We start from the raw sequence: 21,027 nt of genomic DNA, 5'->3' as shown, positions 1-21,027 counted from the left end.
ACGAACGTGTCCAGTCACAGTTGACACTGGTCAGCGTAGCTCGCAGAATCCCGGGTGATCAAGCGCGTCGTGTACATCCATGCTGTATCGTGCGGGGAGTCGCACACGTTCACCTCGAGGAAGAGGGAGCTCATGTCCCCCCGCATCGCGATCCTCGGCGCCGGAGCGAACGGCGCCGCCCTCGGCGCCGATCTCATCGCCGCAGGGCTCGACGTCACCCTGATCGAGCAGTGGCCCGCTCACGTGGAGGCGATGCGTGCGGACGGCCTCCGCGTGTTCTCGCCGGACGGCGACCTGCACGTCCATCCCCGCGTCCTGCACCTGTGCGAGGTGGCGGAGCTCACGCAGCCGTTCGACGTCGTGCTGATGCTCATGAAGGCCTACGACACGCCGTGGGCGACGCGCCTCATCGAGCCCTACCTCGCCGGCACCGGTCTTCTCGTCGGCGTGCAGAACGGGATGACCGCGCCCGAGATCGCCGAGGTCGTGGGAGCCGAGCGCACCCTCGGGTGCGTCATCGAGTGCTCGTCGACGATGTCGGAGCCGGGAGTGATCCATCGGCACACCGGTGTGAGCCGCTCGTGGTTCGCGCTCGGCGCCCTCCGCGGCGGCCCGGTGGACCGGGTGGAGGAGATCCGGCGGATCCTCGCCCACGCCGGCACCGTCGCTGTCACTTCGAAGATCGCCGCGGCGAAGTGGATGAAGCTGGTGAGCAACTGCACCCTGCTCGTCCCCTCCGCCCTCCTGGGGCTGCCGATGCTCGACGCGCTCCACGTTCCCGGCTTCCGTCGGGTGATGGTCGCGGCGGGGGAGGAGGCGCTCGCGGTCGGGGAGGCGCTCGGACACGAGACGCTGCCCATCTTCGGCCTCGACGAGGACGACCTGCGCGACCCGCGCGGCGTGGTGGAGGTGATGACGGACCGACTGTTCTCCGGCTTCGTCGTCCCCGGGGCCACCACCACCGTGCTCCAGGACTGGACCAAGGGCCGGCACAGCGAGGTCGACGACCTCAACGGCGAGGTGGTCACCCACGGCGTGCTGTGCGGCATCCCGACCCCGGTCAACGCCGCGATCGTCCGCCTCGCCCTCGAGGTGGAGCAGGGGCGACGGATGCCGTCTCCCGGGCTCATCGACGAGATGCTGGCCGCGGTCGATCACGTCACGCGGTGATCCCCCGCGCCGTCGAAGATCTCCGGCGTCCGCGCGAGGTGACGGCGCGTCCGTCGGATGTGCCCGGCGAGGATCCGCTCGGCCTCGGCGGTGTCGCCGTCGCGGAGCGAGGCGATCATGAGGTGGTGCTCCTCGTGGGCGATCCGGCGGGCATCCGCCGACCAGGACGACACGTAGGCGCGCCGGTAGGGAGCCGTGGAGTTCCACAGGCGCCCGACGAGATCGCCCAGCTGCGCGGTGCGCGCACCGGCGTAGCTGGCGAAGTGGAACGCGGTGTCCAGCGCGAGGAAGGCGTCGGTGTCGTCGCCGGTGGCCGTGATCTGCTCGGCGAGCGTGTGCAGTTCGTCGATGTCGGTCGTGCCGAGATGCGGCGCCGAGTACTGCAGGAGGAGGGGCTCGAGGCGCTCCCGCATGCGGTAGATCTCCTCGCACTCGGCGAGGGTGAGGCGCACCACCCACGCGCCGGCGTTCGGGACCACCGTCACGAGCCCCTCGTACTCCAGCTGCCGGATCGCCTCGCGCACGGGCACGCGACTTGCACCGTACTGCGCGGCGAGATCCTCCTGCCGGATGCGGGCGCCCGGCGGATGGGTGCCGGAGATGATGCCGGCGCGCACGCCGTCGGCGATCCGGATGCCCGCATCGCCGTCACGCGTGCGGGGCGATGCGTCGCTCATTCGGCGGGCCGTGCGGGGTGCCAGAGCCGGGTGCCGCCCTCGCGCTCGTAGGCCTTGCCGTCGGGGAAGCTGACGAGCTCGAACTGCATGCCCCAGGGGCTCCGGAAGTAGAGCCAGTGCTGACCGGCCGAGGCGCCGGCGCTGGCGACGGGAACACCCATGATCTCGACGTCGTGCGCGCGCAGATGCGCGACCGCGGCATCCATGTCGTCGACGTAGAGGGCGAGATGGTGTCCGCCGATGTCGCTGTTGCGGGGCGCGGGGGCCTGGCCGTCCGCGCTGTCGTAGGCGAAGAGCTCCACGTTCGTGCCGTGCCCGAGACGGAAGAAGCGGATCTCGCGGATCTCCGTGCGCGGATGGACGCCGAGCTGGACGCGCATCCACTCGTCGTCGGCACGCTTCGGGCCGAGGGTGTAGATCCGCTCGGCGCCGAGCACGTCCACGAAGAACGCTTCGGCCTCATCGAGGTCGGGGACGGTGAACCCGACGTGGTCCGCACCCCGCATGCCGGGAATCCCCATGGCGACCTCCTCGTGCTCGGTGTCCGAATTGTATCCAGAGGTCGCAGCGGAGTGCCATCCCGTCCCGCCTTCGTTCCTCCGCATGCTTGCGATTGGATGCAATCCGGCGTACCGTTCGATCCACCTACTCGCATGCGCATCGACGGAGACGACATGCCCGAGCACCACCCGCTGCACACCGGCGTCCCCTGGACGGAGCTGCGCACCACCCCGGAGGACTGGGCGGCTGCCGACCCTGCGCTGCTGGCGACCATGCTCGGCCAGCTGCATCTCATCCGCGCGTTCGAGGAGTCCGTGCTCGACCTCGCCGCGCAGGGCCTCGTCCACGGACCGGCGCACTCGAGCATCGGACAGGAGGGCGGCGCGGTCGGCTCGATCGCAGGGCTTCGATCCACGGATGCCGTCAACGGCTCGCATCGCGGGCACCACCAGTTCCTTGCGAAGGCGATCGCGCACGTCTCGGGCGGCGCGCTGCGTCTCGACGGTCTTGTCACCCCTGACCTCCGGGCTCTCCTGCAGCGCACGCTCGCCGAGATCCTCGGGCTCGCTCAGGGCTTCTCGGGCGGACGCGGCGGGTCCATGCATCTGCAGTGGCTGGACGCCGGCGCGCTCGGGACGAACGCGATCGTCGGCGGTGGCGCCCCGATCGCGACGGGCAACGCCTGGGCGCAGAAGCACGCGGGCACCACCGATCTGTCGATCAACTACTTCGGGGACGGTGCCGCGCAGATCGGGTCGATCCTGGAGTCGATGAACCTCGCGGCGGTGTGGAAGCTGCCGGTGATGTACTTCATCGAGAACAACCTGTATGCGGTGTCGACCCATGCCGACGAGGCCAGCGCCGATCCGCGCTTCTCGGTCCGTGGTCAGGGCTTCGCCATCCCGTCGTGGCGCGTGGACGGGATGGACCCGCTCGCGGTCCATCTCGCCTGCCAGGAGGCATTCGCGCGGATGCGGGCGGGGGAGGGGCCGGCGATCGTCGAGGCCGAGGTCTACCGCTACTTCCACCAGAACGGTCCCTACCCGGGAAGCGCCTTCGGCTATCGATCGAAGCAGGAGGAGGGCTCCTGGCGGGCGCGGGACCCGATCGAGCGCGTCGCCACGGAGATGACCCGGCTCGGGCTGCTGACCGAGGATGGCGGCCGAGCGGTGCGGGAGCAGGCCGTTTCCGCGATGGCGGACGCTGTGGCCGCCCTCGTCGAGGAGGACCCCGACAACGCCGGGCGGAACCGCATCCGCCCGTCGCTGTGGCCCGATCCCGCGAACGTGGATCGGGGCGTCCGCGGGGATGCGTCGGAACTCGCAACCCTCGAGGCGCGAGAACCCGCCCCCGGCGAGGGCGAGTGGCGCGAGACGAGGTTCGTCGACGCGGTCGCGGCGGTCATGGACCGGCGGATGTCGACGGACGAGCGCATCATCGTGCTGGGGGAGGACGTGCACCGCCTCAACGGCGGCACCAACGGCGCGACCAAGGGCCTGGCGAAGACCTACGGCCCGGAACGCGTGATCGGCACGCCGATCAGCGAGAACGCGTTCTTCGGGCTCGCCGGCGGCATCGCCCTGGACGGGCGCTTCCGCCCGGTCGTGGAGTTCATGTACCCCGACTTCCTCTGGGTCGCCGCCGACCAGGTGTTCAACCAGGTCGGGAAGGCCCGTCACATGTTCGGCGACAACAACACCCTGCCGCTCGTGCTGCGGACGAAGGTCGCCCTGGGGTCGGGGTACGGGTCGCAGCACCTGATGGACCCGGCGGGGATCTTCGCGACGAGCCCCGGCTGGCGGATCGTCGCAGCATCCTCCGCCGCCGACTACGTCGGGCTCATGAACGCCGCGCTCGCCCTGGAGGACCCGGTGCTGGTCATCGAGCATGTCGACCTGTACGGCGTGACCGACCGGGTGCCCGCCGACGATCTCGACTACGTGATCCCGCCGGGCTCCGCCGCCGTCCGGCGCCGCGGGGCCGAGGTCACGGTGCTGACCTACCTCTCCATGGTCGGGCACGCGCTCGACGCGGTCGAACAGACCGGGGTGGATGCCGAGGTGATCGACCTCCGGTGGCTCGACCGCGCGTCGCTCGACTGGGAGACGATCGGCGAGAGCATCCGGAAGACCAACAACGTCCTGATCGTGGAGCAGGGGGCTCGGGGCACCTCCTACGGCGCCTGGCTCGCCGACGAGCTCCAGCGCCGGTTCTTCGATTGGCTCGACCAGCCGATCGAGCGCGTCACCGGCGGGGAGGCGAGCCCCAGCATCTCGAAGGTGCTCGAGCGCGCCGCGATCGCGCGGACCGAAGAGGTCGTCGCCGGCCTCGAGCGGGTGCGCGAGGGCTGGGGAGGCCGGTCGTGAGCATCACCGTGCGGATGCCGGCGCTCGCCGCCGGAGCCACCGAGGCGGCCGTGCAGACCTGGCTCGTCGCGGTCGGCGACACCGTCAGCGCCGGGCAGCCGCTCGCGGAGATCGAGACCGAGAAGGCGATCGTCGAGTACGAAGCCGAGGAGGCGGGGACCGTCGCCGCGCTCCTGGTCGAGCCGGGGACCTCCGTCGCCGTCGGCGATCCGATCGCCGTGCTCGCCGGGGAGGGGGAGCCGGCTGAGGCACCTCCCGTCCCGGTCTCGACGGTGGCCGCGGCGGCGCCGACGCCCTCGCGGCTGTTCGCGAGCCCCCTGGTGCGCCGCCTCGCACGGGAACGCGGCATCGATCTCACCACCGTCCGCGGGTCGGGTCCGCACGGGCGGATCGTGCGGCGGGACCTCGACGTCCCCGGCGCGGGGGAGTCGTCCGGGACCGCTGCACCGGTCCCGCAGCACGCCCCGGAGCCGCGGGCGACGACACCACCGTCGTCCGCGCCCCGTCCGGCGCCGGCGACCGTGTCCGCGCCGGCGTTCCGCGACGAGTCGCACACGGCCATGCGCCGCGCCATCGCGCGACGGCTGACGGAGAGCGTCACCACCGTGCCGCACTTCTTCCTCACCGCCGACTGCCGCGTCGACGAGCTGGTCGACCTCCGCACCCGCATCAACGCCCGCACCGCCGTGAAGGTGTCCGTGAACGACATCGTGCTGAAAGCGGTGGCGGCGGCGATGACGGATGTCGCCGACGCCAACGCGATCTGGACGCCCGACGCGATCCGACGCTTCGACGCCGTCGACATCGGCGTGGCCGTCTCGATCCCAGGCGGGCTCGTCACGCCCGTGGTGCATGACGTTCGGACGAAGACCCTCGGGGTGATCGCGGCGGAAGTGCGGGACCTCGCCGAGCGCGCCCGCGCCGGACGTCTGAAGCAGCACGAACTGGAGGGCGGGTCGTTCGCCGTGTCGAACCTCGGCATGTACGGCACGACGGAGTTCTCGGCGATCATCAACCCACCGCACGCCGGCATCCTGGCCGTCGGGGCGGCGTCCCCGCGCCCGGTCGTGTCCGCGGAGGGGACCCTCGAGGTCGCCACGGTCATGACGGTGACGCTGTCCGCCGACCATCGGGTCATGGACGGAGCCGTGGCCGCGCAGTGGCTCGCGGCGTTCGTGGGGCACGTGGAGAATCCGCTCGGCCTGCTCCTCTGAGGGAATGCCCTCCCGCCCGCGGCGGTTTCACGACGCGATCCCTCTGACGATCCTTCAGGAAAGGACCTCTCCATGGCACGCATCGCCGTCATCGGTGGCACCGGATACGCGGGAAGCCACATCGTGGCCGAAGCCGTCCGACGCGGTCACACCGTCGTCTCCGTCGCACGCACCCTCCCCGCCGAGCGCGTCGCGGGGGCCACGTACGTCGAGGGCACGATCCTCGACGTCCCGAGCCTGGTCGCCGAGCTCGAGGGCGTCGACGTCGTCGTGTCCACCGTCGCCGCGCGCGGGGACATGCTCGGCAACGTCCGGCGGAACGTCGCCGCCCTGGTCGACCTCCTTCCCGACACCGTCCGGATCGGCGTCATCGGCGGCGCCGGCGGAAGCCTCGTCTCCCCGGGGGGCGAGCGGCTCATCGACCAGCCGTCCTTCACCGAGGAGTACAAGCCCGAGGCGCTCGAGGCCATCGGCATCCTCGAGGACCTCCAGGCCGACGACCGCGGCCACGACTGGTTCTACGTCCACCCCGCGGGCGGATTCGGGGCCTGGAACCCGGGCGAGCGCACCGGGACATACCGCGACGGCGGAGATGTCCTGGTGACGGATGCCGACGGCGAGTCCTTCATCTCCGGCGCCGACCTCGCCGTCGCCGTCGTCGACGAGATCGAGAACCCCCGCCACTCCCGCGAGCGTTTCACCGTCGGCTACTGAGGTCGCGTCAGACGAGGTCGCGCCAGTCGATGTCGTCGTCCTCGTCGACCACGGGGACGGCGGAAGTGACGACCGGGAGCGACATCGTCTCGGTCGATGGGCCCATGAGGGTCGCTTCGTCCCGGCGGTGGCGCAGGACGTCGTCGATGTAGCTCGTCAGCACCTCGGCGAGCGGGACGGAGCGCCCTCGGGTCTGCGACATGTACCAGCGGTGCTCGAGCACCTGGTGGAACACTTCGGCGGGCTCGAGCTTCGCGCGCAGATCGAACGGGATCGCCAGCACCACCGGCTCGAAGACGCGGGTCAGCCACTCGTGCGCCGCCATCTCCTCGTCGGCGCCGAGCCGGGAGATGCGCGCGCGGAACTCGTCGAGGTCGTTCAGCAGGCGCCGAGCCTGGTTCTCCTCGACGTCCAGGCCGGTGAGGCGCAGCAGGCGTCGCTGGTGGTGTCCGGCGTCGACGACCTTGGGCTGGATCGACACGCGTGTGCCGTCGGGGGTCGTCGTGATCGACATCTCGCCGATGTCGAAGCCGATCGCGTTCAGCTTCTGCACGCGCTCGGTCAGACGCCACGCCTCGTCCGAGCCGAAGGTCTCGGTGTCGGTGAGCGCGGCCCACAGCGAGTGGTACGACGACATGATGCCGTCGGCGATCGCGACGGCGTCGACGCCGCCCTCCAGGCGCCCGCCCGCCTCGAGGTCCATGATCTCGCCGGCGATGTTCGTCCGGGCGACGTCGAGGTCGTGGGCGCGCTGTCCGTCGGTCAGACCGGTCTCGTGCAGCTCACCGGTCTCGGCGTCGACGAGGTAGGCGGCGAAGGCGCCGGCGTCGCGGCGGAAGAGGGTGTTCGACAGGGAGACGTCGCCCCAGAAGAATCCGACGTTGTGCAGACGCACGAGGAGCACCGCCAGGGCGTCGACGAGGCGGGTCGCGGTGTCAGGGCGCAGGATCTGCGTGAACAGTGCCCGGTAGGGGAGCGAGAACTTCAGGTGCGCCGTCACGAGTGCCGCCGGGAGCGGTGAGCCCTCGGCATCCGTCCGTCCCGCGATCACCGCGACGCGTTCCACGCACGGCGCGTCGAGGCGGGAGAGGTTCCCGAGCATGTCGTACTCGCGGCGCGCCATCTCCTCGGTCGTCTCCTTGATGGCCACCACGCGCCCGGAGAGGTTCGCGAAGCGCACGAGGTGACGGGAGAGGCCCTTGGGGAGGAAGACGATGTGGTGCGACGGCCAGTCGGCCAGCGGTGTCGACCAGGGGAGGGCGAGCAGGCCCGGATCCACCGAGCTCGCGGTGATGCGCAGTGCGTCGGACATCGGACTCCCGGGGGGCGAGACGGGCGGAAACGGCTGCGGCGCGGAGGGCCGGTAGGACCCTCCGCGCCGCGGTGGTGAGTTTAGTTGCCCGAGATCACCGGAGCGTCGTTGAGGCGCTCGCCGGTCTCCATGTCGAACGCGTGCACGTGGCCCGCGGTCGCGGCGAGGGTGACGGTGTCGCCCGCGTTGGGGTGACGCCGGCCGTCGACACGCGCGACGATGTCGGTGCGCTTGCCGTCGATGTCGGTGTGGCCGTACAGGTAGCCGTCGGCGCCGAGCTCCTCGACGAGGTCGACGGTGACCGAGAGGCCCTTGCCGTCGGCGGGGCCGACGACGATGTCCTCGGGACGGACACCCACGGTGACCTGGCTGCCGTGGGCACGGCCGACGGTGTCGCGGTCGAGCGGGACGACCTCGGAGCCGAACTGCACGCCGCCCTCGGCGAGGTTCGACGGGAACAGGTTCATCGCGGGCGAGCCGATGAAGCCGGCGACGAACACGTTGTTCGGGCGCTCGTAGAGGTCGCGAGGGCTGCCGACCTGCTGGAGGATGCCGTCCTTGAGCACCGCGATGCGGTCGCCCATGGTGAGGGCCTCGGTCTGGTCGTGGGTGACGTAGACGGTCGTGACGCCCAGGCGGCGCTGGAGCGAGGCGATCTGCGTACGCGTCTGGACGCGGAGCTTGGCGTCGAGGTTCGACAGCGGCTCGTCCATGAGGAACACCTGGGGCTGACGCACGATCGCGCGACCCATGGCCACGCGCTGACGCTGACCACCCGAGAGGGCCTTCGGCTTGCGCGTGAGGTACTGCTCGAGGTCGAGGAGCTTGGCGGCCTCGAGGACGCGGGAGGCGCGCTCCTCCTTGCCGACGCCGGCGATCTTCAGGGCGAAGCCCATGTTCTCGGCCACGGTCATGTGGGGGTACAGCGCGTAGTTCTGGAAGACCATCGCGATGTCGCGGTCCTTCGGGGGCACGTCGGTGACGTCGCGGTCGCCGATGAGGATGCGGCCCGAGTTGACCTCTTCGAGGCCGGCGAGCATGCGCAGCGACGTGGACTTGCCGCAGCCGGAGGGGCCGACCAGGACGAGGAACTCGCCGTCGCCCACCTCGAGGTTGAGCTTGTCGACGGCGGCGCGGGTGCCTCCGGGGTACAAGCGGGTTGCGTTGTCGAACGTGACGGACGCCATTGTTCTCTTCTCCTTCACCGGCAGGTACGTGCCGGACGATCCGTAGTGATGGAATGAGCGGGGCTTGACCCGCGCGCCCTTCGTCGGACGCTCCGCTCAGTATGCCACGGACCGCCCGGAGCCGGTACGGCGGACGTGGATGGGGTGTCTGGCCATTTCCCAGAATGGATCGTTAGCATCTTCCTCGGCCGCGAAACGCCCCCGTTCGCCGCCTGCCGGAGGCCCGGCCACACGTCTTGCGAGAGGTTCCATGTCGAGCGACGAAACCCCGAACGCTCCTGCGCCCCGCGACCGCCGAGATGCGGTGCGCGAGAAGGCCCAGCAGGTGCGGGTCCGCCAATCCCGAGCGCGCATCGCGCGATCGGTGGCCCTGGCGTCGGTGGTCGTCGCGGTGGTGGCCGCGGGTGCGGTCGGTGTGACCTACGCGGTGTCGTCGTCGGCGTCCAAGCCCACGCTCAGCCCGGAGAACGTCTCGGGTGACGGCTTCACCGTCTCGGCGGTCGCCGGGGTGAGTATGGTGGCGGAGGACGCCGGCGTGGCCGACGCCCTCGCCGGTGCGGCGACCGCGACCCCGACCCCCGAGGCCGATGCGGAGGAGACCGTCGAGCCGACGCCCGAAGCGACGGCGCGCCCCGCCGTGGACATCCGCGTGTACGTCGACTACCTCTCGACCGGTTCGCGCGAATTCCAGCTGGCCAATGTCCAGCAGCTGTCGCAGTGGGTGGAGGACGGTGCCGCCGAGCTCACCTACTACCCGGTCGCGATGCTCACCGCCAAGTCCAACGGCACCAAGTACTCCCTGCGCGCGGCGGGCGCCGCCGCCTGCGTCGCGACCCACTCGCCGGACGCCTTCTTCGCGTTCAACCAGACGCTGCTGAACCAGCAGCCGAACGTGGAAGAGGACGGGTACACCGACGACGAGCTCGCCGTCATCGCGCAGGCCTCGGGGGTCGAGCGTCCCTCGGTCGTGCGCGAGTGCATCGAAGAGCAGTCCTTCGTCTCCTGGGCGAACTCCGCGACCGAGCGCGCCCTGGAGGGCCTCCCCGACACCGACGGCGTCGCGCTGACGGGAACCCCCACGATCCTCGTCAACGGCACCCCGTACGTGGGCGCGCTGACGGACCCGAAGGAGTTCTCGCAGTTCGTGCTGACGGTCGCGAGCGACACCTACTACCGCGAGGCGGCGACTCCCAGCCCGACGCCGACGTCGTCGGGCACCCCCACGCCCTGACGCGGACCGTGTCGCGGGCGCCGCTAGACTGGGCGCTCTGCCGACGTGGCGCAATTGGTAGCGCACCCGACTTGTAATCGGGCGGTTACGGGTTCAAGTCCCGTCGTCGGCTCGATGACCGCGCGGATGCCGGACCCGGCTGTGTCACGGCTCGCCGGTGCTCTCGCCCTCGGCGGAGCCGTGCTCGTGGGCGTGCTCACCGCCCTCCAGGCGCGGGTGAACGGGCAGCTGGGCGTCCGGCTCGAGGACGGCTTCGTCGCCGCCGCGGTGTCGTTCTCCTCCGGGCTCGTCCTCGTCCTCGCGGTGTGCCTGCTCTCTCCGGCGGGCCGTGCGGGCCTGCGGCGGCTCGCGACCGCCGTGCGCGCGCACGCCGTGCCGTGGTGGATGTGCGCCGGGGGCGCCGCGGGCGCCTTCTCCGTGGCGACCCAGGGACTGACCGTCGGCATCATCGGGGTGGCGCTGTACACGGTGGGGTCCGTCGCCGGCGGGACGGTCGCGGGACTCGTGCTGGACCGCGTCGGCTACGCCCCGGGCGGAGTCCTGGCGGTGACCGTGCCGCGTCTGATCGGCGGGGCGCTCGCGGTGACCGCGGTGGCGCTGGCACTGACCGGCCCCGGTCTGCGCGACATCCCCTGGTGGATGCCGGTGCTGCCGTTCTTCGTCGGCGCGGGAATCGCGTGGCAGCAGGCGACGAACGGTCGGCTGCGGCAGCGCATCGACTCGGCACTGGTGGCGACGCTGGTGAACTTCGCCGGCGGGACGGTCCTGCTCCTCGCCGTGGCCGCTCTCCACGTGATCCTCACCGGCCCGCCCGCACCGGCGCCGACCGACGGCTGGGTCTACCTCGGCGGCGCGCTCGGGGTCGCGTATATCTTCCTGTCGGCGGCGATCGTGCAGAAGACCGGCGTGCTGCTCCTGGGGCTCGGCGTCGTGGTCGGGCAGCTCGTGTCGTCGCTGCTGATCGATCTGGCGTGGCCGGCCCCGGGAACCCCCGGCCCGGCCGAGGGGGCGCTCATGATCGCCCTCGCCCTGGCCTCGGTCGCCGTGGCGGCGGCGCGCCCGCGGCGACGTCGGCGCTGACGGTCAGCGCGCGCCCGGCATCCGTCCGACGAACGCCGTGGGATCGATGGTCTTCCGGTGCGAGGAGCGCTCCTTCGCCGGCTTCCCGCCCACGTAGAGCCAGCCGAGGAGCTCCTCGTTCTTGCGGAGCCCGTGGGCCTTGGCGACCTTCTTCGCGCGGGTGTGCTCGCCGGTGCGCCAGAACACGCCCCACCCGGCGTCGTCCAGCAGCAGGCTGAGCATGTGGGCGACGCCGGTTCCGACGGCCTCCTGCTCCCAGCGCGGCACCTTGCTCTTGCGGTAGCTGGCGACGACCGCGATCACGAGCGGTGCCCGGAGCGCCTTCGAAGACACGCCCTTCTTGCCGTCGGCCTTGTTCAGTGCGCGCCCGAGGAGCAGTCGATCGTCGCCGCGCATCTCGATGAGCCGCCACGGACGGAGCGACGAGTGATCGGCGACCCGCCCCGCCGCGGTGACGAGATCGAGCAGCTCCGGGGGCTCGGGCGCGGCGTCGGTGACCTTGGAGCAGGAGCGGCGCGCGAGCGCCGCCTCGCGGACTCCGGTCATGCGGAGGGTTCGGGCGTGAAGTTCAGCGAGATGGAGTTCATGCAGTAGCGGTCGCCGGTCGGCGTGCCGAAGCCGTCGGGGAAGACGTGCCCCAGGTGCGAGCCGCACGCGGCGCAGCGGACCTCGGTGCGCACCATGCCGTGGCTCCGGTCCTCGATGAGCTCGACCGCTTCGGGACGGATCGACTCGTAGAAGCTCGGCCATCCGCAGTGGGAGTCGAACTTGGTGCCGCTCTTGAACAGTTCGGCGTTGCAGGCCGCGCACGTGTAGAGCCCGGCGCGGCTCTCGTCGAGGAGTTCACCGGTCCACGGACGCTCGGTGCCCGCCTCGCGCAGCACGGCGTACTGCTCGGGGGTCAGTTCGGCGCGCCACTGGTCGTCGTTCTTGTCTACGGCGTAGCTCATGGGTCCTCCGTGCCTCTCCGCGGCACTAGGAACGGCCGCGGTCGTTCCTATTCAACCGTGCGTCGGGGGTCGGTGTTCCCGTGTGACTGGACGTCCGCCGGGAGAATGGGGGGATGGATGCCGCACCCGCCGCCGCGCCCGAGGACGTCGAGGCCGTCCGCGCACGCTACGCGCGGTTCGCCCGCGACGAGGCGCCGGGACGGTCGGCGCTGTACGCCGAGTGGGCGACCGGGGTGGCCGAGGATCCTGAGATCGCCGGGATCCTCGCGCGGATCCCCGCCGTCCGGCGTCAGCCGCCCCTGGTGTTCGCCGTGTCCCGTCTGCTCGGTGCTCCGCTCGAGGGATTCCCCGCGTGGGCGGTGTGGGGGCGTGCGCACGCGGAGGCGCTCATCGTCGAGACCGCCCGGCGCAGCCTGCAGACCAACGAGCCCCTGCGATGCGCGGCCCTTCTTCCGGCGCTGTCCCTCATCGACGGACCCGTCGCCCTGCTCGAGCTCGGCGCCAGCGCGGGCCTGTGCCTCTACCCCGACCGATACTCCTATCGGTTCGACCGCGGCGGGCAGACGCACGCCCTCGATCCCGCCGCGGGCGCGTCGCGCGTCGTCCTCCGCGCGGAGCTGCGGGGACACCCGAGACTGCGGATGCCGCGCATCGGCTGGCGCGGAGGCATCGACCTCGAGCCGCGCGATGCCGCCGACCCCGACGACCGACGGTTCCTCGAGACGCTCGCGTGGCCGGGGGAGGAGGGGCGCGCGGACCGCATCCGTGCCGCTCTGGACATCGCGCGCGACGCTCCGCCGGTGCTCGTGCGCGGGGACGCGTCCGATCCCGCCGTGCTCTCCCGTGCGGCATCCGTCGTCCCCGAGGAGCTGACCCTCGTGGTGACGACCCCGGGCGTCCTCCCGCACATCCCGCGCGCCGGGCGCGAGCGCGTCGTGGAACTCCTCGCCGGCGGCGAGATCGCGGGCCGACCGGTGCGGTGGATCACCGTCGACCCGCCCTCGCTGCACGACGCGTGGCGGGGGCCGGTGCCCGCGGACGCGGAGGGGTTCGTCCTCGCCCTCGACGCGGAACCGCTCGCCGTGGTCGACCCGCTCGGCGCCCGCGTGGTGTGGCGCCACGGATCCGACCGGCCCCGGCGTTAGCGTGAGCGGGTGCCCCTCTCCGACGCCGACCGCGCCCTTCTCGACTTCGAGGCGCAGTGGCACCGTCACGGCGGCGCCAAGGAAGAGGCGATCCGCGCCGAGCTCGCGCTGACGCCGGCGCGGTACTACCAGCTGCTCGGCCGTCTCATCGACACCGCCGAGGCCCAGGCCCACGACCCGATGCTCGTCAAGCGGCTCCGGCGCCTGCGCGACGAGCGCCTGCGCGACCGCGCCGCCCGGGTCCGGCTCGGGTGACCGTCGCTTCGGGGCTCGCGGAGTCGGGCCGGTAGCATCGTCAGGTGCCGAAGAACCGATACCCGAAGGATCGCTTCGACGACGTCCCCGCTCATGGGCGCGTCGGCGCCCACCGCGCCGAGAACCCGCGCATGCGCGCTGGAGCCGTCCTGCTGTGGTCGGCGGTCGCGACGGTCATCCTGATCGTCCTCGGCATCTTCGGGAGTCTCCTGCTCTCCGGCCGCATCGAGCTGTTCCCCGCCGAGGCGGAACCCGCACCGACGGCGACGGCCCCCGCGGTGACGCCCGTCGTCGACACGGCGTACCAGGTGCTCATCCTCAACGCCACGGATGCCGCGGGCCTTGCCACGCAGACGAAGGACGCCGTGGTAGCCGCCGGCTGGGCGGCCGACGACGTGCTCGCCAGCGAAGCCGGCTCGACCGACTTCCCCGAGACCACCGTGTACTACGTCGCCCCCGAGGACGAGGCGGCCGCCGCGGGGCTCGCGGACGTCATCGGCGGTGCGCGCATCGAGCAGAGCGATGCCTACCCCTCGGCGGATCCCGAACGCTCGCAGCTCACGATCGTGCTGGGCGTGGATCGCACCGACGGCGGGGAACCGGCCCCCGACGCCCCCTGATCGGACCCGGTGTTTCGGCGCGGTAAACACTTCGGTTCGGCCGTGTCAACAAGTGCCCTTCGGCCCCGTTCCGGGCCCCGCCGCATGCATACGATGACGCTGTCCCACCAGCAGCAGGAGAGATCAGCATGACCCAGGGCACCGTCAAATGGTTCAACGCCGAGAAGGGCTTCGGCTTCATCACGGTCACGGATGGCCAGGACGTCTTCGTCCACTACTCCAACATCGACATGACCGGCTTCCGCGTCCTCGAGGAGGGGCAGACCGTCGAGTTCACCGTCGGCTCGGGTCAGAAGGGCCCGCAGGCGGAGTCCGTGCGCGTCGTCGCCTGATCCCGTCCACCGCGGCATCCGGCCCGCGTCGTCCTGTGACGCCGTGTGGCGACGCCCGGACCGGTGGCTTGCACTCGAGGGGGTCGAGTGCCAGAATGATTTAGCACTCCGCTTCGTTGAGTGCTAAATCCGTAAGCCACCGTCCTGGGAGGACGAAACCCACATGGCAAAGATCATCGCTTTCGATGAGGAGGCCCGTCGTGGCCTCGAGCGCGGCCTGAACATCCTGGCCGACGCGGTCAAGGTCACCCTGGGCCCCCGCGGCCGCAACGTCGTTCTCGAGAAGAAGTGGGGCGCCCCCACGATCACGAACGACGGCGTCTCGATCGCCAAGGAGATCGAGCTGGACGACCCGTACGAGAAGATCGGCGCGGAGCTCGTCAAGGAGGTCGCCAAGAAGACCGACGACGTCGCCGGTGACGGAACCACCACCGCCACGGTGCTCGCTCAGGCGCTGGTCCGCGAGGGCCTGCGCAACGTCGCCGCCGGCGCCGACCCCATCAGCCTCAAGCGCGGCATCGAGAAGGCCGTCGCGGCCATCACCGCCGAGCTTCTCGACGGCGCCAAGGAGGTCGAGTCGAAGGAGCAGATCGCCGCTACCGCGTCGATCTCCGCCGCCGACCCCGAGATCGGCCAGCTCATCGCCGAGGCGATCGACAAGGTCGGCAAGGAGGGTGTCGTCACCGTCGAGGAGTCCAACACCTTCGGCACCGAGCTCGAGCTCACCGAGGGCATGCGCTTCGACAAGGGCTACCTGAACCCCTACTTCGTCACCGACCCCGAGCGCCAGGAAGCGGTCTTCGAAGACCCCTACATCCTGATCGCCAACCAGAAGATCTCGAACATCAAGGACCTTCTGCCGATCGTCGACAAGGTGATCCAGGACGGCAAGGAGCTCCTCATCATCGCCGAGGACGTCGAGGGCGAAGCCCTCGCGACCCTGGTGCTGAACAAGATCCGCGGCATCTTCAAGTCGGCGGCCGTCAAGGCCCCCGGCTTCGGCGACCGTCGCAAGGCGCAGCTGCAGGACATCGCGATCCTCACCGGCGGCCAGGTCATCACCGAAGAGGTCGGCCTCAAGCTCGAGAACGCGACGCTGGACCTCCTCGGTCGTGCCCGCAAGGTCATCATCACCAAGGACGAGACCACCATCGTCGAGGGGGCCGGCGACGCCGGCCAGATCGAGGGTCGTGTCACCCAGATCCGCCGCGAGATCGACAACACCGACAGCGACTACGACCGCGAGAAGCTCCAGGAGCGCCTCGCGAAGCTCGCCGGCGGCGTCGCCGTCATCAAGGCCGGGGCTGCGACCGAGGTCGAGCTCAAGGAGCGCAAGCACCGCATCGAGGACGCCGTCCGCAACGCGAAGGCGGCCGTCGAAGAGGGCATCGTCCCCGGTGGTGGCGTCGCGCTCATCCAGTCGGGCAAGAAGGCGCTGGACAGCCTCGAGCTGACCGGTGACGAGGCGACCGGCGCGAACATCGTGCGCGTCGCGATCGAGGCCCCGCTCAAGCAGATCGCGCTGAACGCCGGTCTCGAGCCCGGTGTCGTGGCCAACAAGGTCGCGGACCTGCCGGCTGGCCACGGCCTGAACGCCGCCACGGGCGAGTACGGTGACCTGTTCGCACAGGGCATCATCGACCCGGCCAAGGTCACCCGCTCGGCGCTGCAGAACGCCGCGTCCATCGCCGGCCTGTTCCTCACCACCGAGGCCGTCGTCGCCGACAAGCCGGAGAAGGTCGCCGCTCCCGCGGGCGACCCGACCGGTGGGATGGACTTCTGATCCAGCTTCGCTGAATCAGAACGCTATAGCCGTCTGACAGAAGCGCCCCTCCTTCGGGAGGGGCGCTTCTGCGTGTCAGCGGAACAGGCCGGCCGTCGCCATCTCGGTCTCGGCGTACTGCCGACCCGCGGCGCCGAGCGCGGCGCTGATGCCCGCGAGCGCCTCTTCGACGTGGCGCTGGGTGACCCGCCACTGCTCGGCGGCGCCGTGGAAGGCGACGGCGGCGGATCCGGTCCACGTGGACTGCAGGTTCGTCAGCTGCGCCATCATGGCGGTCGACTCCGCCTGGAGGCGTTCGATGGTGCCGCGCACGGCGGCGGACTGGGCGATGACGGCGTCGCTGTCGACGGCGAAGACGGCCATGGAGTTCTCCTTCTGTCGTGGGAAGAGCCTCAGGCTAGGTCGGCCCGCACGCCGCGCGCGGAGCGTTCCCTCACCTGTGCAGAGGGCGCCGGCGTCCGCCGTCTGGGGAGGAGGGGCGAGCGTTCGCGCGCGCGGATACGATCGGCGTCATGGCCTTCGACGGACTGGACCCCGACGCCCCGCGCTTCTATGACGAGCTCGCGGCCGACAACACCCGCGAGTGGTGGCTCGCGCACAAGGCGCGCTACGACGCGGTCGTCCGCGGTCCGTTCGAGGCGCTCGCGGCCGAGCTCGAGCCGGAGTTCGGGCAGCTGAAGATCTTCCGGCCGAACCGCGACGTCCGCTTCAGCGCCGACAAGTCGCCGTACAAGCTCCACATCGGCATGGTGTCCCTCGCGCCGGTCGCGTTCTACCTGCAGCTCTCGGCGTCCGGGATGCTCGTCGGCGGGGGTGCGTACGACGTCCCGCCCGCGGCGCTGGCCCGCTTCCGCGAGCTCGTCGACGACGACCGCCGCGGCCCCGAGGTGGAGGGGCTGCTCGCCGCACTCGCCGAGGACGACCTCGTGCCGATGAGCGAGGACGCCCTGCGCACGGCCCCGCGGGGGTATCCGGTCGACCACCCGCGGATCGGCCTGCTGCGGCTGAAGCACCTCGCGGTCGGACGCACCGAGCCGCTCGCGGACTGGATGTGGGGCCCGGAGGTGTTCGACATCGTCAGCGACGCCTGGCGCGGGGTGGGCATGTGGAACGGATGGCTCGCCCAGAACCTCGGGGACCTGCTCATCCGACCCGACCGCGAGCGCCCCGGTCGACGCGGATGATCAGGCGCCGTCGAGGAGCGCCAGGACCCGTGTCGTGGTGTTCCAGTTCCGGATCGTGAGGCGCGTGTAGATCGGCATCCCGATGATCCGCGTGAGCCGCGAGGAACTCGCGCGGGCCGCCACACGGGAGAAGTAGAGCACCCCGGGCCCGGGTGAGACCCGATCGACCTCGGGGTCCAACTCGGGGATCGCGGCGAGAAGATCCGGCACGGCCGCCGGATCCTTCAGAAACAGCACGTCGCTGCGCAGGTCGGGGTCACCGTGTCCCGCCGGGGCGGCGTCGACGATGGCGGCGAGTTCGTCGCGCGAGCGGACGACGGCCAGGATCGCGTTGCCGAAGCGCTCCTCCAGGACGCGCTCCACGCCGTCCTCGAGCGCGGCGCCGGCGACGGCGTCCGTGGCGAAGAGCACGTTGCCGCTCTGAATGTACGTGCGCACGTCGAGGTAGCCCGCGTCGCGGAACGCGGCCTGCAGCTCCGGCATCCGGATGAGGTTCCTGCCGCCGACGTTGATTCCGCGCAGCAGGGCGACCGCGCCGGCCATCAGAGGAGGTTCGGGATCTTCTGCTCCTCGGCGAGATTCGCGCGGCGGAACCACAGGGTGACGAACGTGGACACGATCACGATGAACAGCGAGTACAGCGCAGGGACGATGAGGATCAGCCCGATGTCAGGGCTGCCCGCGAACGTCAGCAGGACGATCGCGATCGCCAGAGGCCCGTTCTGGATGCCGGTCTCCAGGCCGATCGTGCGGGCGTTGCTCGGGTGCAGACGGATGGCGCGTGCGAGCCCATAGGCGATCGCGATGCCGAAGAGCCCCAGGCCGATCGCCACGAGGTAGGTCTGCCAGGGTGTCGCCGTGAGGAGCGCCCAGTTGCGGGGAACCCACGTGGCCATGAGGAACACGATGAAGAACAGCCCGAAGAACCCGCCGAGGAGCTCGAGCACCGCGCCGATGTTCGCGCTGAACCGCCGCACGAGCATGCCCGCCACAACCGGGATCAGCAGCGTCGCGAGCGTCACGACGATGTTCGTGATCGGGATCTGGAGGTCGGCGCCCTCGGTGAAGATGAACGACCCGTAGAGCGCGAGCATCAGCGGGGTGAGGATCAGCGCCCACAGCGTCGAATTGGTCGTCATGATGACGCTGAGGGCGAGGTTGCCCTTGGAGAAGTAGGTGAAGATGTTGGACGTCGTCCCCGCCGGCACGCACCCCATCAGCAGCGCCCCGATCGCGACCGGGATCGCGTACTCGCGGGGGAGCTGGAAGAGCACCAGCACGACGAGCAGGTAGGCCAGCAGCGGCATGATGCCGAACTGCGTCACGAGTCCGATGATGAGGCCGTAGGGGCGGCGGAGGGCGAGCTTGAAGTCGCGCGGAGTGAGGCCCGCGCCCAGGCCGAACATGATCACGAAGACGAGGCCGACCAGCAGCACCTGCTCGAAGGGGGTGACGACGTCCTGCTCGTTCACGGCGGGCGGCGTCGTGGACGCCAGGACCAGGAGCGCGTTCATGACCGGTCCTCCGGCTGGGAGCGGATCGTGGCGGTGACGGAATCGCGGAGCTCCCGGCGGAGGATCTTCCCGATCGGGCTCTTGGGGAGCTCGTCGACGAACCGCACCGACTTCGGCACCTTGTAGCCGGCGAGCGTCTGCCGGCAGTGCGCGATGACCTCGGCATCCGTCGGTGGGGGATTCTCGGCGACGATGTAGGCGCGGACGGCTTCGCCGGTGGTGTCGTCGAGGATCCCGACCACGCCGACCTCGGTGACGCCGGGCATCGCGGCGATGCACTCCTCGATCTCGTTCGGGTACACGTTGAACCCGCTGACGAGGATCATGTCCTTCTTGCGGTCGACGACGGAGAAGTAGCCCTCGTCGTCCATCTGGGCGATGTCGCCGGTGCGGAGCCACCCGTCGGTGAGGGTCGCGGCCGTCTCATCGGGGCGCTGCCAATAGCCGAGCATGATCTGCGGCCCCCGCGCGAGCAGCTCACCGGGTGTGCCGACGGCCGCCTCGACGCCGTTCTCGTCGACGCAGCGGACGTCGGTGGACGGGACCGGGATGCCGATGGAGCCGTCCTTGCCCTGTCCGCCCAGCGGGTTGAACGTCAGGACCGGGGACGACTCGGTGAGGCCGTAGCCCTCGACGATCGGGGTGCCCGTGGCCTCCCGCCACCGGACGGCCACCGATTCGTGCAGCGCCATGCCGCCCGCGGCCGAGGCGCGCAGGTGCCGGGGCGGGCTGTCGACGAACCAGCGCTCGTTGAGGAGGGCGTTGAAGAGGGTGTTGACCCCGGTCAGCCACGTGATCCTGTAGTTCTCGAACGCGCGTTTGAGGTTGCTGGGCGGGCGCGGCGAGGGGACGAGGATGTTGCGGGCGCCGAGGTGGTAGAAGCCGAGCAGATTCACCGTGAAGGCGAACACGTGGTACAGCGGGAGCGCGGTGAGGACCACCTCGACGCCGGCGCGCATGTGCGTGCCGCACATCGTGACCATCTGCAGGGTGTTGGCGACGAGGTTGCCGTGCGAGAGCATCGCGCCCTTGGCGACCCCGGTCGTTCCGCCGGTGTACTGGAGGGCCGCGAGCGAGTCCGGGCCGATGCCGGCGAGGTATCCCGCTGCTGCGCTGTCACTCTTGCGCTTCCGCCCTTCCGCGAGCGCGGTCTGGAGCCCGGTGTGCGCGACGGTGACGGGCGGCAGCGAGCGGTTCCAGACCTTCTGCACCATGCGGATGACGCCGGCGATGATCGGCGGGAAGAACTCCGCGATCCGCACCGTCACGACCGTCTCGATGCCGGTGGCCGGGATGACCTCGGGAAGACGATCGGCGAACATGTCGATCACGACGAGCGCCTTCGCGCCGGAGTCGGCGAACTGCTTCGTCATCTCGGATGCCGTGTACAGCGGGTTGGTGTTGACCAGGACGCAGCCGGCCTTGAACACCCCGAACGCCACCACCGGGTAGCTCAGGCAGTTCGGCATCTGCACGGCGACGCGGTCGCCCTGGGCGAGGCCCACGACCTCGCGGAGATACGCGGCGAAGTCGTCGGAGAGGGCCTCGACCTGGGCGTAGCTGAGCGAGCCGTTCATGCCGTTGGGCATGCACTGGGTGAATGCCGTGGTGGCGGCGTACTCGGACGCGGCGTGACGGACCATCGCCGGGAGGTGGTCGAAGGCGAGGGCGCCGAGATCGGCCGCGACGCCCTCCGGATAGTGCTCGAGCCAGGGACGGGAAGTCATCTCGGAATCCTTCGGGCGAGGACGACGGCCGACATCCGTCGACCCGCACACCGACGCTGGTGTGT

22 protein-coding genes and 1 tRNA gene are annotated in these 21,027 nt (G+C 70.7%); 13 read left to right on the top strand and 10 right to left on the bottom strand.

What is annotated here, in order from left to right:
- The first annotated feature begins 132 nt into the window (after nucleotides 1-132).
- On the top strand, nucleotides 133-1,170 hold the full coding sequence (locus tag ABXJ56_RS01705; protein WP_353998014.1) for a ketopantoate reductase family protein: 1,038 nt from the start codon (nucleotides 133-135) through the stop codon (nucleotides 1,168-1,170).
- Here the strand turns inward: ABXJ56_RS01705 and ABXJ56_RS01700 are convergent.
- Together ABXJ56_RS01700 and ABXJ56_RS01695 are read right to left on the bottom strand one after the other, a co-directional pair.
- Complete coding sequence (locus ABXJ56_RS01700) at nucleotides 1,155-1,847, bottom strand: GntR family transcriptional regulator (RefSeq protein ID WP_353998013.1); 693 nt, start codon at nucleotides 1,845-1,847, stop codon at nucleotides 1,155-1,157. The two genes, ABXJ56_RS01705 and ABXJ56_RS01700, sit on opposite strands and share 16 nt — an antisense overlap.
- A complete protein-coding gene (locus ABXJ56_RS01695; protein ID WP_353998012.1) occupies nucleotides 1,844-2,368 on the bottom strand; it encodes a VOC family protein in 525 nt (174 codons plus the stop codon). Before ABXJ56_RS01695 ends, ABXJ56_RS01700 begins: the two co-directional genes overlap by 4 nt.
- Before the next feature lie 153 nt (nucleotides 2,369-2,521).
- Between ABXJ56_RS01695 and ABXJ56_RS01690 the strand changes: the two genes are divergently transcribed.
- From ABXJ56_RS01690 to ABXJ56_RS01680, 3 genes are all read left to right on the top strand, one after another.
- The gene (locus ABXJ56_RS01690) at nucleotides 2,522-4,714 is read left to right on the top strand and encodes an alpha-ketoacid dehydrogenase subunit alpha/beta (protein WP_353998011.1); all 2,193 of its coding nucleotides are present in this window, start codon (nucleotides 2,522-2,524) and stop codon (nucleotides 4,712-4,714) included.
- Nucleotides 4,711-5,928: a dihydrolipoamide acetyltransferase family protein gene (locus tag ABXJ56_RS01685; RefSeq protein ID WP_353998010.1), complete on the top strand. Its 1,218-nt coding sequence runs from the start codon at nucleotides 4,711-4,713 to the stop codon at nucleotides 5,926-5,928. Before ABXJ56_RS01690 ends, ABXJ56_RS01685 begins: the two co-directional genes overlap by 4 nt.
- Before the next feature lie 72 nt (nucleotides 5,929-6,000).
- Complete coding sequence (locus ABXJ56_RS01680) at nucleotides 6,001-6,642, top strand: NAD(P)-dependent oxidoreductase (protein WP_353998009.1); 642 nt, start codon at nucleotides 6,001-6,003, stop codon at nucleotides 6,640-6,642.
- Between the two features lie 7 nt (nucleotides 6,643-6,649).
- Here ABXJ56_RS01680 and ABXJ56_RS01675 read toward each other — a convergent pair whose 3' ends face one another.
- Nucleotides 6,650-7,954, bottom strand: a complete 1,305-nt coding sequence (locus ABXJ56_RS01675) for a DUF4032 domain-containing protein (protein WP_353998008.1) — start codon at nucleotides 7,952-7,954, stop codon at nucleotides 6,650-6,652.
- An 80-nt stretch (nucleotides 7,955-8,034) separates the two neighbouring features.
- The gene (locus ABXJ56_RS01670; protein WP_353998007.1) at nucleotides 8,035-9,141 is read right to left on the bottom strand and encodes an ABC transporter ATP-binding protein; all 1,107 of its coding nucleotides are present in this window, start codon (nucleotides 9,139-9,141) and stop codon (nucleotides 8,035-8,037) included.
- Nucleotides 9,142-9,391: 250 nt separating this feature from the next.
- Between ABXJ56_RS01670 and ABXJ56_RS01665 the strand changes: the two genes are divergently transcribed.
- From ABXJ56_RS01665 to ABXJ56_RS01655, 3 genes are all read left to right on the top strand, one after another.
- Nucleotides 9,392-10,372: a DsbA family protein gene (locus ABXJ56_RS01665; protein ID WP_353998006.1), complete on the top strand. Its 981-nt coding sequence runs from the start codon at nucleotides 9,392-9,394 to the stop codon at nucleotides 10,370-10,372.
- A gap of 39 nt (nucleotides 10,373-10,411) precedes the next feature.
- Nucleotides 10,412-10,484: transfer RNA gene (locus ABXJ56_RS01660), tRNA-Thr, on the top strand.
- Between the two features lie 14 nt (nucleotides 10,485-10,498).
- Nucleotides 10,499-11,452: a DMT family transporter gene (locus ABXJ56_RS01655; RefSeq protein ID WP_353998005.1), complete on the top strand. Its 954-nt coding sequence runs from the start codon at nucleotides 10,499-10,501 to the stop codon at nucleotides 11,450-11,452.
- 3 nt (nucleotides 11,453-11,455) lie between these two features.
- On the opposite strand, the gene ABXJ56_RS01650 is transcribed toward ABXJ56_RS01655, so the two are convergent.
- Complete coding sequence (locus ABXJ56_RS01650; RefSeq protein WP_353998004.1) at nucleotides 11,456-11,998, bottom strand: nitroreductase family protein; 543 nt, start codon at nucleotides 11,996-11,998, stop codon at nucleotides 11,456-11,458.
- Nucleotides 11,995-12,402, bottom strand: a complete 408-nt coding sequence (gene msrB / locus ABXJ56_RS01645) for a peptide-methionine (R)-S-oxide reductase MsrB (protein WP_353998003.1) — start codon at nucleotides 12,400-12,402, stop codon at nucleotides 11,995-11,997. Before msrB ends, ABXJ56_RS01650 begins: the two co-directional genes overlap by 4 nt.
- A gap of 113 nt (nucleotides 12,403-12,515) precedes the next feature.
- Here msrB and ABXJ56_RS01640 point away from each other — a divergent pair, with 113 nt between their 5' ends.
- From ABXJ56_RS01640 to groL, 5 genes are all read left to right on the top strand, one after another.
- A complete protein-coding gene (locus ABXJ56_RS01640) occupies nucleotides 12,516-13,547 on the top strand; it encodes a DUF2332 domain-containing protein (RefSeq protein ID WP_353998002.1) in 1,032 nt (343 codons plus the stop codon).
- Nucleotides 13,548-13,556: 9 nt separating this feature from the next.
- Complete coding sequence (locus ABXJ56_RS01635; RefSeq protein ID WP_353998001.1) at nucleotides 13,557-13,802, top strand: DUF3263 domain-containing protein; 246 nt, start codon at nucleotides 13,557-13,559, stop codon at nucleotides 13,800-13,802.
- Between the two features lie 44 nt (nucleotides 13,803-13,846).
- A complete protein-coding gene (locus ABXJ56_RS01630; protein ID WP_353998000.1) occupies nucleotides 13,847-14,422 on the top strand; it encodes a LytR C-terminal domain-containing protein in 576 nt (191 codons plus the stop codon).
- Between the two features lie 128 nt (nucleotides 14,423-14,550).
- Nucleotides 14,551-14,754 carry a cold-shock protein gene (locus ABXJ56_RS01625; protein WP_053547918.1) on the top strand — a complete coding sequence of 68 codons (204 nt, stop codon included), beginning with the start codon at nucleotides 14,551-14,553 and terminating at the stop codon, nucleotides 14,752-14,754.
- Between the two features lie 163 nt (nucleotides 14,755-14,917).
- Nucleotides 14,918-16,537, top strand: coding sequence for a chaperonin GroEL (groL, locus tag ABXJ56_RS01620; RefSeq protein WP_353997999.1), 1,620 nt, complete (start codon nucleotides 14,918-14,920; stop codon nucleotides 16,535-16,537).
- A 75-nt stretch (nucleotides 16,538-16,612) separates the two neighbouring features.
- On the opposite strand, the gene ABXJ56_RS01615 is transcribed toward groL, so the two are convergent.
- Complete coding sequence (locus ABXJ56_RS01615) at nucleotides 16,613-16,900, bottom strand: WXG100 family type VII secretion target (RefSeq protein ID WP_053547920.1); 288 nt, start codon at nucleotides 16,898-16,900, stop codon at nucleotides 16,613-16,615.
- A 149-nt stretch (nucleotides 16,901-17,049) separates the two neighbouring features.
- Between ABXJ56_RS01615 and ABXJ56_RS01610 the strand changes: the two genes are divergently transcribed.
- Entirely contained in the window at nucleotides 17,050-17,721 is a 672-nt protein-coding gene (locus tag ABXJ56_RS01610) for a DUF2461 domain-containing protein (RefSeq protein ID WP_353997998.1), read from the top strand.
- Here ABXJ56_RS01610 and ABXJ56_RS01605 read toward each other — a convergent pair whose 3' ends face one another.
- The 3 genes from ABXJ56_RS01605 to ABXJ56_RS01595 are packed head-to-tail and all read right to left on the bottom strand — an operon-like array spanning nucleotide 17,722 to nucleotide 20,962.
- Nucleotides 17,722-18,264, bottom strand: coding sequence for a DUF1697 domain-containing protein (locus ABXJ56_RS01605; protein WP_353997997.1), 543 nt, complete (start codon nucleotides 18,262-18,264; stop codon nucleotides 17,722-17,724). It lies immediately after the preceding gene.
- Nucleotides 18,264-19,235, bottom strand: a complete 972-nt coding sequence (locus ABXJ56_RS01600; protein ID WP_353997996.1) for a bile acid:sodium symporter family protein — start codon at nucleotides 19,233-19,235, stop codon at nucleotides 18,264-18,266. Before ABXJ56_RS01600 ends, ABXJ56_RS01605 begins: the two co-directional genes overlap by 1 nt.
- Nucleotides 19,232-20,962, bottom strand: a complete 1,731-nt coding sequence (locus tag ABXJ56_RS01595; RefSeq protein WP_353997995.1) for an AMP-binding protein — start codon at nucleotides 20,960-20,962, stop codon at nucleotides 19,232-19,234. Before ABXJ56_RS01595 ends, ABXJ56_RS01600 begins: the two co-directional genes overlap by 4 nt.
- Between the last annotated feature and the right edge of the window lie 65 nt (nucleotides 20,963-21,027).

It is taken from the genome of Microbacterium aurantiacum (assembly GCF_040532595.1).
Lineage (GTDB): Bacteria > Actinomycetota > Actinomycetes > Actinomycetales > Microbacteriaceae > Microbacterium > Microbacterium chocolatum_B.
The sequence above is the reverse complement of the archived record's forward strand: the minus strand, read 5'-3'. Positions and strand labels throughout refer to the sequence as shown.